This is a genomic window from Shewanella sp. ANA-3 (assembly GCF_000203935.1).
Lineage (GTDB): Bacteria > Pseudomonadota > Gammaproteobacteria > Enterobacterales > Shewanellaceae > Shewanella.
Map to the genome: position 1 here is coordinate 593,305 of NC_008577.1, position 14,170 is coordinate 607,474.

Consider the following 14,170-nt stretch of genomic DNA (forward strand, 5'->3'; position numbering starts at 1 on the left):
TGCGTGAATGCTAAGCTTTATTGGGCACAAATCGATAAGGGAAGAAGATGACTACAGAACGCTATTTTTACGAGCCGAACAAGGGACATGGACTATCGCACGACCCCTTAAATGCGATTGTCGCCCCTAGACCCATAGGCTGGATCTCCTCGCGCAGTGCCCTGGGGCAACGCAATCTCGCGCCTTATAGTTTTTTCAATTGTTTCAACTACAAACCACCGATCATTGGCTTTGCCAGCACGGGCTGGAAGGACAGTGTCGCCAATATCGTCGACAGCGGCGAGTTCGTCTGGAACCTCACCACCCGCAGCCTTGCCGAGAAAATGAATCAAACATCCGCCATGCTGCCCCGCGGGGAGGACGAGTTTGCCTTTGCCGGACTCACCCCCAAGGCGGGTACTATCGTCCAAGCCGAACTGGTGGCCGAAAGTCCGGTAAACTTTGAATGTAAGCTGTCTCAATGTATTCAATTAACTGCCGCCAATGGGGACAAGATTGATACTTGGCTCGTCTTAGGTGAAGTCGTTGCCGTGCATATCGCCAAGCATTTGCTCAATAGTGAAGGTGTGTATCAAACGGCCCTCGCCGAACCCGTGCTGCGCGCTGGCGGCCCATCCGCCTACTATGGGATCTCCGAAGATCTGCGTTTCGATCTACATAGACCACAAGTGTAGGTGGTGGTACTCAAACTTCGTTTGAGTTTTTGACTTATTAGTTTTGGTATCTCATGGCAGAGCAATTCATGATTTAAGCTTTTTTAAAAGAAAAATCAAAGTCGTGGGGCTTCACCCCACACCCGACCAAGGAGGACTGCTCGTCCTATCCTCCTTGGATGCTCCATGACGCCCCTAACGGAGTTGAAAACCCCTTGTGCTCATTGCCAAATTTGCTATCGCTTCCGAAGGATGCGTCCCTGCACCTGCGAAAGCTAGTTCGCCATCCATGGCGAGACTCACGCAATTTGCCTATTCCCCCTGCGGCAACTCCGAGGGGAGGGTGAACTTCTGTGGGAGCGGTGTCGGCGGTTAATCCCAAAAGAGTCATTCCGATCCTATTTTTTAAGCAAGAAGGATGTATTCCGTAAATGTTGAATCAGTTTATTAGCTTGATAGCTTATAAAATAGGTTTTTAAGCTATTGTAATCATATTCGTGATAAGTTTACTTCCCAGGTCATATTCACTTAATATAACTTGAATCTGGATTAAAAGTGAATTATGTTCTTCTTTAAATTTGTAGAACTTTGAGCTTTCGTGAGACTAAACTTTAAATTCTTAGTAATTAGCTAATTCTATGTTTTAGTTATAGTTTCAGGTCTTACTGTCTGAATTGTAGATTAAGGTCAATAATAATGAATGATGAAATACGAATAAAGTGGTTGATGTACACAGTTTGTATTGGATTACTTCCAATTTCATTAAGGCTACTTCTGATTCGTTTAGGTTTGAATATCCCATACTTTAGTATAAATGATTTTATAGCTTTTGGTTTTGTCTTACATATATCAATACTAAACGAAATTGAGCATGTAATAGAACAAAAAGTATGGAAAACCATGCAGAATGGAATTTCGATAGTTGCAATATTTGTATACGGTGCATTTTCATGCGCTTTAATGCTACGTGAAAGTGGAAATACTGAGTTTGATTTGGATGCTTTTAAGAGTACAGCTATGATAGCTGCAGTAGTATCATTTGTTATTAGCTTGAGTGTTTTCTATCGGCCTAATAAAATAGCAGGAGTCATTCCATGCTCATAGAGTTTGTTGTTTATACTTCAAGTACAATATTCATTATTTTAGGATTGATAGTGGCAATTTGGTCATTTATTGATACGCATCGTATTCGCTCGCGTGAAAAGTTTAAAAATGAGAGTAAAGCGAAACTGGATGCAGCAAATGAACGATATAGACATAAGAAAAGGATTGGTCGATGATTAAAAATTTTATATACCTCGATGAACCTAAGTTGTACTCATTCTCTTCACAGTTATTTGAAGGTGTTACTGAATATGTTTTAAACAATGAATATCTTGAGAACTCCGAAGATGATAAGCAAAAAGGAACAATAGCATCCGGTAGAGTAATCGCAAATGTAATTAGAGAAGCATCTAGTTCTACTACAAAAAAATTTTTACATGACCATTCATTTAATTTATTTGAAAAAGAGTTGATTTCAAGTGGAAAAATGCTGGATGTAGCAGAAGATAGACCATCATTTATTGAACTTTGTGAAACTGAAAAATCATTTGTTCGTCTAAGGGCTAAAGGTAAATTTGTTGATTTAATAGAAATAAAATCACTGTTTAGTAACTTTAGCCAAATTAGTGAAGCTTTAGCAGTTCTTCCAAATACTGAAAATCTTCAGTTACTTGAAAAAATGAAAGCGATAAACAAGAATTCCCCTGATGTGAAGCGGATGCAGTCTGAGTTAGATCTGAAGTTAAATAAAGATATTGCAGAATTAAGTGCTTCAATGCCTAAACGGTCTGTAAATGGTTTTGAAACGATTATAGATAATTTTGGTGATGATATTGTTAGATTTCAACAGTGTATAGGTGATGTTATTTTCTCTACTTGTTTATCGCAAGAACATTTACGTGATTCATTAAAGACAATTTATCGCAAGTATTCTCGAAAAACCGCAAAAGAGTTTGTTGTAATTGGTTTTATTAGTCATGGTGATGGAACTCAGATACCTGAGGTTAAAGAAATCCCTGATGGAACTAGCATGATTGGACATATGATCGGAATGGCTGAGAATCTATATCAACTGGAGCAGAGCTTTCATAGTAAAGGTGATAATGAAGTAATTATTGAGCCTGTAGCAATTTATACAGAACTCTAATGCATGTAACTTCGCTAGGGGCGGCAAGGGAGATCCAAGAGGGGATTGCTGTTGATCCCCTCTTGGTCGGGTGTGGGTTGAAGACCCACGACTTTAATCTTTTGCTTAAGCAAAAATAACCTTTGGATAAGCAGATTTACTGAGTGGGTGTATCCACAAAATGTGAAATACGGCATGACGTATAAAACAAAACCCCAGTGAAAACTGGGGTTTATTGTTTGAGTCTAGGTTGGCAAAGGTTGGCCAGCCAAGCGACAAATCAACGCGTTATTTGATAAATGCGAAGGCATCGCCGTAGAGATGGGCTTCATCGACACCCATTTCGCGGAAGATTTCGCGGGCGGCGCCAACCATATCGAAACGACCTGCGATATAGATGTCGTAGCCGTTTAGGCTGATAAAATCTTGCTTGATTTGCGCGAGCAGGTTAGCGGTTTTACCTTGCCAGTTAGCTGGAGCTTCTTCCACAACGGGTACAAAGTGTAACCAAGGGTGAGCGTCGTGCCATTGGCGGGCGATGCTTTCGTAGTACATCGCATCTTGGGTGCGGCAACCCCAGTAGAGGGTGGTTTCGACCTGTTGGCCGAGGGCGATTTGTTGCTCGACAATACTCTTAATGTAAGAGAAGCCTGTGCCACCGGCGATCAATAAACGTGGGCGCAGGCTGTCGTGGCGTAGGTGAGCGTCGCCACCTGGCGCTTCGATGTCGATATGCGTGTTATTACGCAATCTTTCAACCACTTGCATTGGATAACTTTCGCTGACGGCCGCACCAATATGAAGCTCAATCACTTCGGCATTAGGGGCGGACGCGATAGAGAAGGGACGTTTATCTTTTTCACCCATCACAACACACAGGTATTGTCCCGCTTGAAACTCAAAGGGGGTATCGGGCTTTAACCACACCTGATATACGGCGTCGTTAAAGGGGGTTACTTTCTCTATCTTACAACGTATGGTTTTCATCAAACTTCCTTTGCACCTTTCATCATTTGTTATCGTTAGGTGTCACATTAAGGCCGTTGGCGGCCTATTCTCTTGGCTTAAGTGGGTACGAGAGTCGTGCTTAAGCTGAATTATAGGGTTGGGCTGTCGTCTATGCCTAATTCATCCCAGATTGAGTCGATCTTTTGCTTAACCTTAGGATCCATCACAATCGGCGTGCCCCATTCGCGGTTGGTTTCACCTTCCCACTTATTAGTGGCATCGAGACCCATTTTGGAGCCTAGGCCCGCCACTGGAGAGGCAAAGTCGAGGTAATCGATAGGCGTGTTATCGATCATCACTGTATCGCGCTTAGGATCCATACGGGTGGTAATGGCCCAAATCACATCGTTCCAGTCGCGGCAATTCACATCGTCGTCGACCACCACAATAAACTTGGTATACATAAATTGGCGCAGGAAGGACCAAGCACCCATCATTACCCGTTTAGCATGGCCGGGATATTGTTTACGAATCGAGATCACCGCCATCCGATAGGAGCAACCTTCGGGAGGCAGGTAAAAATCAATAATTTCAGGATATTGCTTACGCAAAATCGGCACAAACACTTCGTTGAGTGCCACACCTAACATGGCGGGTTCATCCGGTGGACGGCCAGTGTAGGTGCTGTGGTAAATCGGATCCTTACGGTGGGTAATGTGGGTCACGGTAAAGACGGGGAATTTATCCGTCTCGTTGTAGTAACCCGTGTGGTCGCCGTAGGGGCCTTCTTCGGCCATTTCGTCGGGATCGATATAGCCTTCGAGGATGATCTCGCTGCTGGCGGGTACTTCTAAATCACAGCTTAAGGCCTTGCAGACTTCGGTGCGCTCGCCGCGCAGCAATCCTGCGAAGGCGTATTCGCTCATGGCATCGGGCACTGGGGTGACTGCGCCTAAGATGGTCACAGGATCAGAGCCTAAGGCAACCACCACAGGGTAACGCTCGCCGGGGAATTGCTCTTTAAAATCAGCAAAATCAAGCGCGCCACCACGGTGAGACAGCCAGCGCATAATGAGTTTATTCTTGCCGAGCAACTGCTGACGGTAGATCCCAAGGTTTTGGCGACTCTTACGCGGCCCTTTGGTGATAGTTAAACCCCAAGTGACCAGCGGCGCGACATCGCCCGGCCAGCAATGCTGGATCGGCAGCTGAGTTAAATCGACCTCATCACCGGTTTTAACTACTTGCTGACAGGCGGGATTACGCACCGTCTTAGGCGGCATATTCAAGGCTTGCTTGAACATGGGGATTTTTGAAATCGCGTCTTTAAAGCCGCGTGGTGGCTCGGGTTCTTTTAAAAACGCCAGCAGCTCACCCACATCGCGCAGCGCGAGTGGATCCTCTTTACCCAGCGCCATGGCGACACGTTTGGGAGTTCCAAAGAGGTTGGCCAGCACAGGCATTGAATGATTGGTTGGATTTTCGAATAGGAGTGCAGGGCCTTTGGCGCGTAGAACGCGATCGGCGATCTCTGTCATTTCTAAATGAGGATCAACGGGGTAGCTAATGCGTTTGAGTTCGCCATTGGCTTCCAGATGATCGATAAAGCTGCGTAAATCCTTAAAACTCATGTGGAAATAGCCTCTGCAGTGGAAATCCGTGTGGCGCGCACTATAGCATTTTTCTGTTTTAGGGTTAACCTATTCAGTGATCTTCCAGCTTTGGAAGCGTAAAATGCTTGTCCTAGGTCGATGTTTATTTGACCTGTGCCCGGTATTTCGAGGTTTATATGACACTCTCTCCATGCCTTGTTAAAGATAAATATCTTCAACTTCAATCAGTTTGCTTATCTAAGCCGGCTGAGCCTTGGCATAAAATAGGCTTCGCCTTGTCCTTACTGGGCGCCTTACTGATTTGCACCTTAGTCGTGCCGAATCTGGCGGCGGCGCGGGATCGCGGCAATGACCGCCATAGCGAGAGTCATGGTCGACACGACAATCACTACAATAATCACCATAAACATGGTGATAGCCATCGCCACTATCGTCCCTATTATCGCCCTTATTATCCTTGGGGACTGGGCTTAGGCATTGGCTTAGCGACGGGGTGGGGCACGGGTTGGAATCTTGGTTATGGTTGGAATGATAATGGCTGGAACGATTGGGGCTGGAATAGCGCGCGCTATTGGAATTCACCCTATTCGGGCATAGGCTTGTCTATTCCTATGGCCTATGATGATACGCCAGTGGCGGTTTCGCCCCCAGTGCGAGTCACAACGAGTATGCAATATTCGCCCAGCGAAGGCCGTATGGTGTCGAATATGCCAACCAATAGCGCGACTGTGATATCACAGACTGGTGTATCAACGACTAGGGCATCAACAGCTTCGGCGGAGCAAATGGCCAATGTTCCCCGTGCACGGGCGGCGCGTAGTGTGTCGAGCCTGCCGAGCAATGCCAGAATAGTGCAACAGGATGGCCGTACCTTATATGAGTGGCAAGGTTCGCTTTACGCCTTCGATTGGAATAGCCAAACCTATCAAGAACAGTTAGTGAAGTAATGTTGTTTTAGGCCTTATCGACGGGAGCCCCGAGTGGGCTCCTATTTTTTTCTTAGCCAGTTGTCGTTTTATAGAATCGCGGAGAAATCGTTTGCAAGCAGTTCAGCCCAACTCTCAGCCCCCAGCTCAAAGCAGCGCGCTTTGGGTGTTACTCGCCTTGGCATTAGGCACCTTTGCCCTAGGCACCACAGAATTTGCCGCCATGACCTTAGTGCCTTATATCGCTAGCGATTTAAGTGTCGATGTCGCCCATGTGAGTTATGCCATCAGCGCCTATGCCCTTGGGGTGGTGGTAGGCTCGCCCATCATCATGGTGCTGGGGGTGAGGATTAAGCGGCGCACGCTGTTAATCGCCTTGGCCGCCATGATGGCGGTTGCCAATGGCTTAAGCGCCTTGGCACCCAGCTTGAATTGGTTAGTGTTTTTCCGCTTTTTAAGTGGCTTGCCCCATGGAGCTTACTTTGGGGTAGCTATGTTACTGGCGGCGTCCTTAGTGCCGCCAGAGATGAAGGCTAGGGCGGTTTCTCGGGTGATTATCGGCTTAACCTTAGCCACTATCGTTGGTGTGCCCTTTGCGACTTGGATGGGGCAAACCGTCGGTTGGCGCTCTGGCATCGGCATAGTGGCGATTATTGCCGCCGTTACCGCCGTGATGCTGTATTTTCTCGCGCCGAATGTGGCCGTACCGCAAAATGCCAGTCCGAAAAAAGAGCTGCAAACCCTGAAGAATCGCGAAGTTTGGCTCACGCTCGGCATTGCGGCTATCGGTTTTGGTGGGATTTTCTGTGTGTATACCTATCTGGCCGAGACGCTGATCCAAGTCACCCAGGTCGAACCCTTTAAAATCCCAGTGATGATGGCAGTCTTTGGGATTGGCGCCACCTTAGGCACCTTAGTCTGTGGCTGGGCGGCGGATAAGTCGGCACTGGCGGCGGCATTTTGGTCGCTGGTGTTAAGCACCTTAGTGCTGGCGCTGTATCCGAGTTTGACGGGATCTTATTGGGCGTTGATGCCGATTGTGTTCTTTGTGGGTTCGGGGATTGGTCTGGCCACCACAGTGCAGGCGCGATTAATGGATGTGGCCCCCGATGGGCAGGCCATGACCGGTGCTTTAGTACAATGTGCCTTTAACCTTGCCAATGCGATTGGCCCTTGGGTGGGCAGCTTAGTGATCTTATCTGGCCAAGGCATCGCAGCGACGGGTTATGCCGCAGCACTTTTATCCCTCGGCGGTTTAGTTATGTGGTGGTTAACCCATAGGGAGAGCCGCCGAAGCAGTGCACTGTGCACCGCTAATTGCATCGACTAAGGGATTGATTCAAAAGAATGGGCGGCTAAGGCAACTTGATGCTCTGGCCGCCCATGTGTTTATCATTAACTCGTCGTCTTAATCCGTTATCCCCGTTGAATGGTGATATCGGCGATATAACCATGTTCGGTGGCAAGCAACGCTTGTTTTAGCATGCCAGCGGCCTCATCGGCGGACATAAAGCTTGAGGTGTCTAGACTCTTACCACTGCTCGGCCAAAAGCCGGTATCCATACCGCCTGGATAAACCGCAATCAACTTCATCGGACTCTGCTTGAGCTCCAAACGTACCGATTCGATAAAGCCCCGCACCGCCCATTTGGCGGCGCAGTAGGTCGACTCTCCCGCTTTGGCGGTAAGGGCGGCAGTGGACATCACGATCACGACCTTAACTGCTTGCTGTTTATAGCGTTTCACCAATTCACGTACCAACAGAATGGTTGAAGTGACATTGTTATTCAGCAGCGCTTGGATTTCACTCGTACCTTGGGTTTCCAGCGTGCCGAAGTAACCACTGCCAGCGCAGTGGATAACCGTGTTGGGGGTATCGGTAAGGCCATCGAATAGGGCTTCGACACTCGCCTCGTCCGCTAAATCGGCACTAATGGCGCTGATGCTTTGGGTTGAAAATGGGCTAAGGGCATTGGCCACGGTATGCAGGCGATTGGCATCGCGTCCCGTCAGTGTGAGTGCTTGGTTATCCTTGGCATACAGGGCGGCTAATGCCGCGCCTAAGCCACTACTTGCGCCAGTTATCAGTATCATCTTTACCTCTAAATTCTATTTCGAAGTCTAAGTTTCGATCAGAGTGAACAGCGGCTGGTCGAAGGCGACCTCGTCCCCATCTTTCACCCAAATGGCGCCAACTATACCGTCACGCTTAGCCTCGATGGGATTTTGCATCCGCATGGCTTCGATAATGCAAAGCGTGTCGCCGCGCACCACCCTTTGACCCACACGCACCAAGGGCGCCTCGGTTTGGCCTTGCGAGGCATGGAAGGTGCCCACCATGGGTGATAGCTGCACAAAACCTTCAATCACAGGCAGGGTGTCACGGGGTTTAGCAGGCTTTGGCGTCAGTGCAGGAGAGGGCGCAGGATTGTGCGCGCCCTCAGGTGCGCTTGAGGTATGCGGGCCGTAGCGGGTGATGCGAATAGACTCTTCCCCTTCGATAATCGCGAGTTCCGCAATCCCAGATTCCTGCACTAATTCAATCAGTTTTTTGATCTTTCGAAGGTCAACCGCCATCGCTGCGACTTCCTGTACTCACGCTAATCGCGTTTATGCCTTCAATCTCTTAATCGCCGCTGCGAGGGCAAACTCATAGCCTTGGGCGCCGAAACCACAAATCACCCCAATGGCCTTATCGGACAAATAGGAGTGGTGGCGGAAGGGCTCGCGGGCATGGACATTGGATAAATGCACTTCAAAGAAGGGGATGTCCACCCCAAGCAGTGCGTCACGCAGGGCCACACTGGTGTGGGTAAAGGCTGCGGGGTTGATAATGATCATCTGCGCATCGGTGGCATGGATAGCGTTGATCAGCTCAAATTCGGCATTCGATTGAATATGTTCAAGTTCAACACCTGCTGCTTGAGCTTGTTCACTCAAAAGGGCAACAATATCGGCTAAGGTTTGATGACCGTAAACACTGGGCTCACGGCGGCCAAGGAGGTTTAAATTGGGGCCATTGATGAGCAGAACTTTATGATTCATTACGCTTTCCTTTTACGACATACCTTAACGGGTTGAATGCCATTAACTTAACCTGTTCGGGCGGATTTTGCATTATGAATGTCACCGCGTTGTCGGCGGGGTTAATCAAACTTAATCTGTCGCATGGCCTTAGTGGCGCCGCGTTGTTTTTTCGCATCTAAGCGTTTGGTTTGGCTGCTTTTGGTCGCGCGGGTTGGAATGCGTTTTTTGGGCACTTCGGCCACGCTGGCAACCAGAGCGATAAATTGCTCCAATGCGGTTTGCCGATTCGCCTCTTGGCTGCGGCTCGCCTGACATTTGATAATGATTTTGCCGCTGGCGGTAATGCGATGATCGGCTTTTTGCAGCAGGCGCTGCTGATAAAACTCGGGTAATGACGAGTTTCTGATATCAAAAATCAATTGGGCGGCGGTGGAGACTTTATTGACATTTTGCCCGCCAGCGCCGCTGGAGCGGATAAATTGCCACTCGATTTCATTTTCCGGAAGTTCCACACGGTTTGAGATTTTTATCATGGCAGACTTAGGGTTTTGTCCAATTGCTTTGAGAAGCGAGCAATAACTGCTTATGGCTTTTCAATAGATTTGTTATCATCGGCGCATTCTTGCTGGGCAGGCGTGTTTGCCCGTTTGCAAAATAGTGTTCTCGTTTCGGAGTGCCTTTATGTTATGCCAAATCCCCGATATTGCTAAGGGTGTTATCAGTCTTTTCGCCAGTGGTCGACTCTCATCAACCGATTATCGTACCCGTTTACAGCCGGCCATTAAGAGTTACCGCAAGGATTGGGGACAAGTTTGCCTATATATCGAGGCGGACGTCTTACTCGAAGGCTGGGAATTTGAGTCGCTAACGGGCAGCGGCGAAGTCCAACTCCCTAATTTTGAAGCCTTAGTATTTGTTGGTGGCCCAGATTGGGTGGGTAACGCTGTGCGTTTACTCGGCCCCTTTATGCAGGGCGAAGTGGCTTGGTTCCCTTTAGAACAAAAAGCCAAAGCTATCGACTGGATTGCGAAACGTTCAACTTTTTAACGGCCCATGGTGGGTATTACTTATAAGGAATTAACTATGTCTTTGTTGAAAACTATGACTGCCAAACCGACCGCTAAATTAGGCGCTATCGCCTTAGTATTGGCCTTTACCGCAGGCTTAAGTGCCTGTGCGCCAGAGGTCGGTAGTGATGCTTGGTGTAAGCAAATGAAGGATAAACCTTCAGGTGATTGGACGGCGAACGAAGCTGCCGATTACGCTAAACACTGTGTGTTTAAGTAAGCTTTTCAAGCGAATAGTGTCACAGCTTGGCTGATTTTTAGTTGCAAGCTGTGAACTTATGCTTAAAATCCCTGTCTGAAGTTTGCACAAGCTATTGCTTAACAACCTACTGAATCGTCCAAAGGTGATATTTGATTTCGACCGCCAAGCCATTCTTTAGCCGAATGGTGACCCTACTGATAGCCATTATCGTGCTGCAATTTGCGGGAGCGAATTTGGGTGCGCATCAGTTACATGCGGGTAATGGCGCCGAAGAAGCCGAAAATCATCCCCATCTCCAATTTAGTGCTCCCGTGACCACCTTAGCCCAATGTGTGGATTGTGTGTGTGCCAATGAGCAGACTCCCGGATTCAGCGCCGAGCAGTTTGGCGAAGCCGCATTCAAGGCGGGTGTATCGACTGCCAGTGCTAGTGGCCATTCACATTTAGTGCAAACCACTGAAATTCAAAATTTTGATCTTTGCCTCGATTGCCAGTGTCACGGCGGTCATGTGGCGCTGCTATCCCATTCCGACAGCCAAACGTCGATCGCGTTTGAAACGGCTTATGTACCAACGGATTTAGCCTATTTCCCACCTGATCAATTACCTAAGTACCGCCCTCCCATCGCTTAACCTTCAATATCTGCTTATCGCTTCGTTATTGTGCGCCGCCATAAGCCCTTAATTTATCCCCAACGCATCGATAACTGGTCTACACGGCCTTGGCTCGCGCTAGCGCTTTGAGCTTATTCGACATTTTACGCTTTGGGGGAGCTTTCGATTGGTATTCACACGTCTCTTGCGTGGGGCCAGTCCTATTTAGATATTGTTAGGAATTGCGATGAAGAAAACCATTATCGCCCAGACCTTGTTTGGCCTGTTTAGCACACTCATGCTCGTTGGCGGACAGGTTCACTCTGCTGTTGCAGCAACCTCAGGCCTTGAAGTGAACGAGCTAAATGCCGAAGGCACTTTATTAGCGCAAGGCGAGCTATTAACCGAAGAAACTCAAGCTTCCCTCAAGCAGTGGATGCCAGAGTTACTCAAGCAAATTAATCAGTTACCCGAAGTGCAGGCACAAATTGCTCGGCAGCAACAGGCAGAGCTCGCCATTGCGGCAGCGGATCGCGCCATCTATAACCCTGAGCTTGGACTCAATTATCAAAACGCCGACACCGATACCTACAGCCTAGGGCTGAGTCAAACCCTAGATTGGGGTGATAAGCGCGGCGTCGCGACTCGCCTTGCCCAGCTCGAGGCACAAATCCTGTTAGCGGATATACAGCTAGAGCGCAGTCAGATGTTGGCCGAGCGGCTATTGGCACTGGCCGAGCAGGCGCAAAGCAATAAGGCGCTGACCTTTGCCGAGCAGCAATTAAGGTTTACGCAGGCACAGCTCAATATTGCCGAGCAGCGCTTTGCGGCGGGGGATTTATCCGATGTTGAGTTGCAACTGCTAAAGCTCGAACTGGCGAGTAACACCGCCGATTATGCGCTGGCCGAGCAAGCGGCGTTAGTGGCCGATGGCAAAGTCATCGAATTACTCGGCGTCGATAAGCTGGGATTTAGGGAGTTTATCCCCGAGATTGGTCAATGGGTGACGCAATTGACCCCGAAAGTGGATTTACCCGCATTGACCAGTGCCCATCAACAGGTGCAGCTGGCCAAGGCCAATGCCATGAAGGTTAAGGCGGACACTGCGGCCGATCCCACCATTAACCTAGGTGTTGAAAAGGAAGGCGATGACAACAAGTTTGGCGTCGGCGTGGCCATCCCTTTGCAGGTGCGGAATAACTACAGTGAGTTACAGGCGGTTGCCGACAAAGGTATCGCAATCGCGGAGCAGAACTACTTAGCCCGTGAGCGAGTACTTACGGCCAAACAGGCACAATTTACCAATGCTTTACCCCGTTTACTGGCGCGCTACCAAGATTGGCGCGAGCGAGTCGCTGCCTCGGGGAGTAAAGCTGCTAAATCCTTAAGTGAGCTGTGGCGTTCGGGTGATGTGAGTACCAGCGAGTATTTGCAGAGTCGGCGCCAGCTCGCGGCCAGTTATTTGGTCGGTTTAAACCTCGAAACGGCAATTTATCAGAGTTGGTTAACTTGGATGGGGGACAGCGGTCAGCTGCTGCCCATGATTGACACCTTAGCCGACACATCCGTCGGTAAATCAAGGTCCACTTCTTCCACACATGCCGTGCCAGCAAAGTAATCGTGAGGTAATACTATGAATTCATTTACTCAAAAATCGTCTTTCCAAACGTTGGGCACAGTGTCTACTGCGGGCTTAAGGTCGTTGTTTACTCCTTCCCGTTTAGTATTGGCCTTGATGCTGACCTCCTTAACCCTAACGCCGAGCTTCGCGGGTGAAGGCCATGATCACGACGCTGAAAAGGTCACCAATAAGGCAGAAAAAAGCGCTTCAGCGACTGAAGATGACCATGGTGAGCAGGCACTCACTTTTACGCCTGCGCAGTTGGAACTCGCTGGCGTGCGCCTGTTGCCCTTGAGCAGCGATAGCTTAAGTTTTAGCAATCTCAACCTCGATACTATGGCGACCGCCACTCTAGTCGTTGACCGTGATAGAACCGCGACCTTAGCGCCGCAGCTGGATGTGCGGGTGCAGGCGCGCCATGTGGTGCCCGGCCAAGAGGTGAAAAAAGGTGAGCCCTTACTGACCTTAGGCGGTGCAGAAGTCGCCAAGGCGCAGGCGGAATATATCAATGCCGCTGCCGAGTGGAGTCGAGTGCGTCGTATGAGTGAGGGCGCAGTGAGTGTCAGCCGCAGAATGCAGGCGCAGGTCGATGCCGAACTGAAGCGAGCAATTCTGGAGGCGATCAAGATGACGGATGCACAAATTCGTACCTTAGAGTCGACCCCAGAAGCTATCGGCAGCTATCAACTTTTAGCGCCTATCGATGGCCGTGTGCAGCAGGATATCGCCATGCTAGGCCAAGTGTTCACCGCTGGCACACCATTAATGCAGTTGACCGATGAGTCGCACCTTTGGGTGGAAGCACAATTAACCCCGGCGCAGGCGGCCAATGTGAATGTCGGTGGCCCGGCGTTGGTGCAAGTGGGTGATAAAACGCTGGCGGGCAAGATTATTGGCCGTTCCCATGAGCTGGATAGCGTGACCCGCACCGAGCAGATTTTAGTCAGCATGCCAAACCCAGAGCATGTGCTGCACGCCGGGCAATTTGCCGAGCTGTATTTTGCCGATGCGCCTAAGGGCAGCGACTTATCATCAGGCTTCTCTTCTGGAATCGTCTTACCCGATGCGGCGCTAACCCGCAGTGGTGACGGCGATTGGCAGATCTTTATTCAAGACGAAGATGGTTTTGAAGCCATTGAGGTGGAGCTAGTGCAGCGTCAGCGCGGCTTAAGTTTAGTGCGCGGCGACAAGTTAGATAAGGCACGACAGGCACAACTAAAAGTGGTGGTGGGAGGCGCATTTTTCTTGGCGTCGGAGCAGGCTAAAGCTGGCTTTGATATTCATGCCCACTAATGCCGCTTAGTCGAACCTTCTCAAGCCCTATTTTTTTGCCTTTTTAAAGGTTTAGGG

At 49.1% G+C, this 14,170-nt stretch carries 16 protein-coding genes; 10 read left to right on the plus strand and 6 right to left on the minus strand.

Annotation, left to right across the window (positions count from 1 at the left end; genetic code table 11):
* The first annotated feature begins 47 nt into the window (after positions 1-47).
* The 3 genes from SHEWANA3_RS02650 (at position 48) to SHEWANA3_RS02665 (ending at position 2,844) form a co-directional block, all read left to right on the plus strand.
* The gene (locus tag SHEWANA3_RS02650) at positions 48-674 is read left to right on the plus strand and encodes a flavin reductase family protein (protein WP_011715709.1); all 627 of its coding nucleotides are present in this window, start codon (positions 48-50) and stop codon (positions 672-674) included.
* A 675-nt stretch (positions 675-1,349) separates the two neighbouring features.
* Positions 1,350-1,757: a hypothetical protein gene (locus tag SHEWANA3_RS02655; protein WP_041412529.1), complete on the plus strand. Its 408-nt coding sequence runs from the start codon at positions 1,350-1,352 to the stop codon at positions 1,755-1,757.
* A 172-nt stretch (positions 1,758-1,929) separates the two neighbouring features.
* Positions 1,930-2,844, plus strand: a complete 915-nt coding sequence (locus SHEWANA3_RS02665; RefSeq protein ID WP_011715710.1) for a hypothetical protein — start codon at positions 1,930-1,932, stop codon at positions 2,842-2,844.
* A 267-nt stretch (positions 2,845-3,111) separates the two neighbouring features.
* On the opposite strand, the gene fre is transcribed toward SHEWANA3_RS02665, so the two are convergent.
* Both fre and ubiD read right to left on the minus strand, forming a co-directional pair.
* Positions 3,112-3,810: an NAD(P)H-flavin reductase gene (gene fre / locus SHEWANA3_RS02670; RefSeq protein ID WP_011715711.1), complete on the minus strand. Its 699-nt coding sequence runs from the start codon at positions 3,808-3,810 to the stop codon at positions 3,112-3,114.
* 110 nt (positions 3,811-3,920) lie between these two features.
* Positions 3,921-5,402, minus strand: a complete 1,482-nt coding sequence (gene ubiD, locus SHEWANA3_RS02675) for a 4-hydroxy-3-polyprenylbenzoate decarboxylase (protein WP_011627318.1) — start codon at positions 5,400-5,402, stop codon at positions 3,921-3,923.
* Between the two features lie 158 nt (positions 5,403-5,560).
* On the opposite strand from ubiD, the gene SHEWANA3_RS02680 reads away from it, so the two are divergent.
* Both SHEWANA3_RS02680 and SHEWANA3_RS02685 read left to right on the plus strand, forming a co-directional pair.
* Positions 5,561-6,331, plus strand: coding sequence for a hypothetical protein (locus SHEWANA3_RS02680; protein ID WP_011715712.1), 771 nt, complete (start codon positions 5,561-5,563; stop codon positions 6,329-6,331).
* A 91-nt stretch (positions 6,332-6,422) separates the two neighbouring features.
* The gene (locus tag SHEWANA3_RS02685) at positions 6,423-7,640 is read left to right on the plus strand and encodes an MFS transporter (protein WP_011715713.1); all 1,218 of its coding nucleotides are present in this window, start codon (positions 6,423-6,425) and stop codon (positions 7,638-7,640) included.
* An 86-nt stretch (positions 7,641-7,726) separates the two neighbouring features.
* Here SHEWANA3_RS02685 and SHEWANA3_RS02690 read toward each other — a convergent pair whose 3' ends face one another.
* From SHEWANA3_RS02690 to arfB, 4 genes are all read right to left on the minus strand, one after another.
* Entirely contained in the window at positions 7,727-8,404 is a 678-nt protein-coding gene (locus tag SHEWANA3_RS02690; RefSeq protein WP_011715714.1) for an SDR family NAD(P)-dependent oxidoreductase, read from the minus strand.
* A gap of 27 nt (positions 8,405-8,431) precedes the next feature.
* On the minus strand, positions 8,432-8,887 hold the full coding sequence (accB, locus tag SHEWANA3_RS02695; RefSeq protein WP_011715715.1) for an acetyl-CoA carboxylase biotin carboxyl carrier protein: 456 nt from the start codon (positions 8,885-8,887) through the stop codon (positions 8,432-8,434).
* A gap of 33 nt (positions 8,888-8,920) precedes the next feature.
* On the minus strand, positions 8,921-9,355 hold the full coding sequence (aroQ, locus tag SHEWANA3_RS02700; protein WP_011715716.1) for a type II 3-dehydroquinate dehydratase: 435 nt from the start codon (positions 9,353-9,355) through the stop codon (positions 8,921-8,923).
* 101 nt (positions 9,356-9,456) lie between these two features.
* Positions 9,457-9,870, minus strand: coding sequence for an alternative ribosome rescue aminoacyl-tRNA hydrolase ArfB (arfB, locus tag SHEWANA3_RS02705; RefSeq protein ID WP_011621314.1), 414 nt, complete (start codon positions 9,868-9,870; stop codon positions 9,457-9,459).
* Between the two features lie 148 nt (positions 9,871-10,018).
* Here arfB and SHEWANA3_RS02710 point away from each other — a divergent pair, with 148 nt between their 5' ends.
* The 5 genes from SHEWANA3_RS02710 to SHEWANA3_RS02730 all read left to right on the plus strand — a co-directional run bounded on the left by SHEWANA3_RS02710 (position 10,019) and on the right by SHEWANA3_RS02730 (position 14,113).
* Positions 10,019-10,384, plus strand: a complete 366-nt coding sequence (locus SHEWANA3_RS02710) for an STAS/SEC14 domain-containing protein (protein ID WP_011621315.1) — start codon at positions 10,019-10,021, stop codon at positions 10,382-10,384.
* A 36-nt stretch (positions 10,385-10,420) separates the two neighbouring features.
* Positions 10,421-10,624: a DUF3012 domain-containing protein gene (locus tag SHEWANA3_RS02715; protein ID WP_011715717.1), complete on the plus strand. Its 204-nt coding sequence runs from the start codon at positions 10,421-10,423 to the stop codon at positions 10,622-10,624.
* Between the two features lie 164 nt (positions 10,625-10,788).
* Positions 10,789-11,238, plus strand: coding sequence for a hypothetical protein (locus SHEWANA3_RS02720; RefSeq protein ID WP_011715718.1), 450 nt, complete (start codon positions 10,789-10,791; stop codon positions 11,236-11,238).
* A gap of 208 nt (positions 11,239-11,446) precedes the next feature.
* Complete coding sequence (locus SHEWANA3_RS02725; RefSeq protein WP_011715719.1) at positions 11,447-12,817, plus strand: TolC family protein; 1,371 nt, start codon at positions 11,447-11,449, stop codon at positions 12,815-12,817.
* Between the two features lie 15 nt (positions 12,818-12,832).
* On the plus strand, positions 12,833-14,113 hold the full coding sequence (locus SHEWANA3_RS02730; protein ID WP_011715720.1) for an efflux RND transporter periplasmic adaptor subunit: 1,281 nt from the start codon (positions 12,833-12,835) through the stop codon (positions 14,111-14,113).
* The last annotated feature ends 57 nt before the right edge of the window (positions 14,114-14,170 follow it).

Excerpts from the sequence above, each read along its gene's own strand:
- SHEWANA3_RS02650 (WP_011715709.1), top strand. The coding sequence starts at position 48 with ATGACTACAGAACGCTATTTTTACGAGCCGAACAAGGGACATGGACTA.
- SHEWANA3_RS02655 (WP_041412529.1), top strand. The coding sequence starts at position 1,350 with ATGAATGATGAAATACGAATAAAGTGGTTGATGTACACAGTTTGTATT.
- SHEWANA3_RS02665 (WP_011715710.1), top strand. The coding sequence starts at position 1,930 with ATGATTAAAAATTTTATATACCTCGATGAACCTAAGTTGTACTCATTC.
- fre (WP_011715711.1), bottom strand. The coding sequence starts at position 3,810 with ATGAAAACCATACGTTGTAAGATAGAGAAAGTAACCCCCTTTAACGAC.
- ubiD (WP_011627318.1), bottom strand. The coding sequence starts at position 5,402 with ATGAGTTTTAAGGATTTACGCAGCTTTATCGATCATCTGGAAGCCAAT.
- SHEWANA3_RS02680 (WP_011715712.1), top strand. The coding sequence starts at position 5,561 with ATGACACTCTCTCCATGCCTTGTTAAAGATAAATATCTTCAACTTCAA.
- SHEWANA3_RS02690 (WP_011715714.1), bottom strand. The coding sequence starts at position 8,404 with ATGATACTGATAACTGGCGCAAGTAGTGGCTTAGGCGCGGCATTAGCC.
- accB (WP_011715715.1), bottom strand. The coding sequence starts at position 8,887 with ATGGCGGTTGACCTTCGAAAGATCAAAAAACTGATTGAATTAGTGCAG.
- aroQ (WP_011715716.1), bottom strand. The coding sequence starts at position 9,355 with ATGAATCATAAAGTTCTGCTCATCAATGGCCCCAATTTAAACCTCCTT.
- arfB (WP_011621314.1), bottom strand. The coding sequence starts at position 9,870 with ATGATAAAAATCTCAAACCGTGTGGAACTTCCGGAAAATGAAATCGAG.
- SHEWANA3_RS02710 (WP_011621315.1), top strand. The coding sequence starts at position 10,019 with ATGTTATGCCAAATCCCCGATATTGCTAAGGGTGTTATCAGTCTTTTC.
- SHEWANA3_RS02715 (WP_011715717.1), top strand. The coding sequence starts at position 10,421 with ATGTCTTTGTTGAAAACTATGACTGCCAAACCGACCGCTAAATTAGGC.
- SHEWANA3_RS02720 (WP_011715718.1), top strand. The coding sequence starts at position 10,789 with ATGGTGACCCTACTGATAGCCATTATCGTGCTGCAATTTGCGGGAGCG.
- SHEWANA3_RS02725 (WP_011715719.1), top strand. The coding sequence starts at position 11,447 with ATGAAGAAAACCATTATCGCCCAGACCTTGTTTGGCCTGTTTAGCACA.
- SHEWANA3_RS02730 (WP_011715720.1), top strand. The coding sequence starts at position 12,833 with ATGAATTCATTTACTCAAAAATCGTCTTTCCAAACGTTGGGCACAGTG.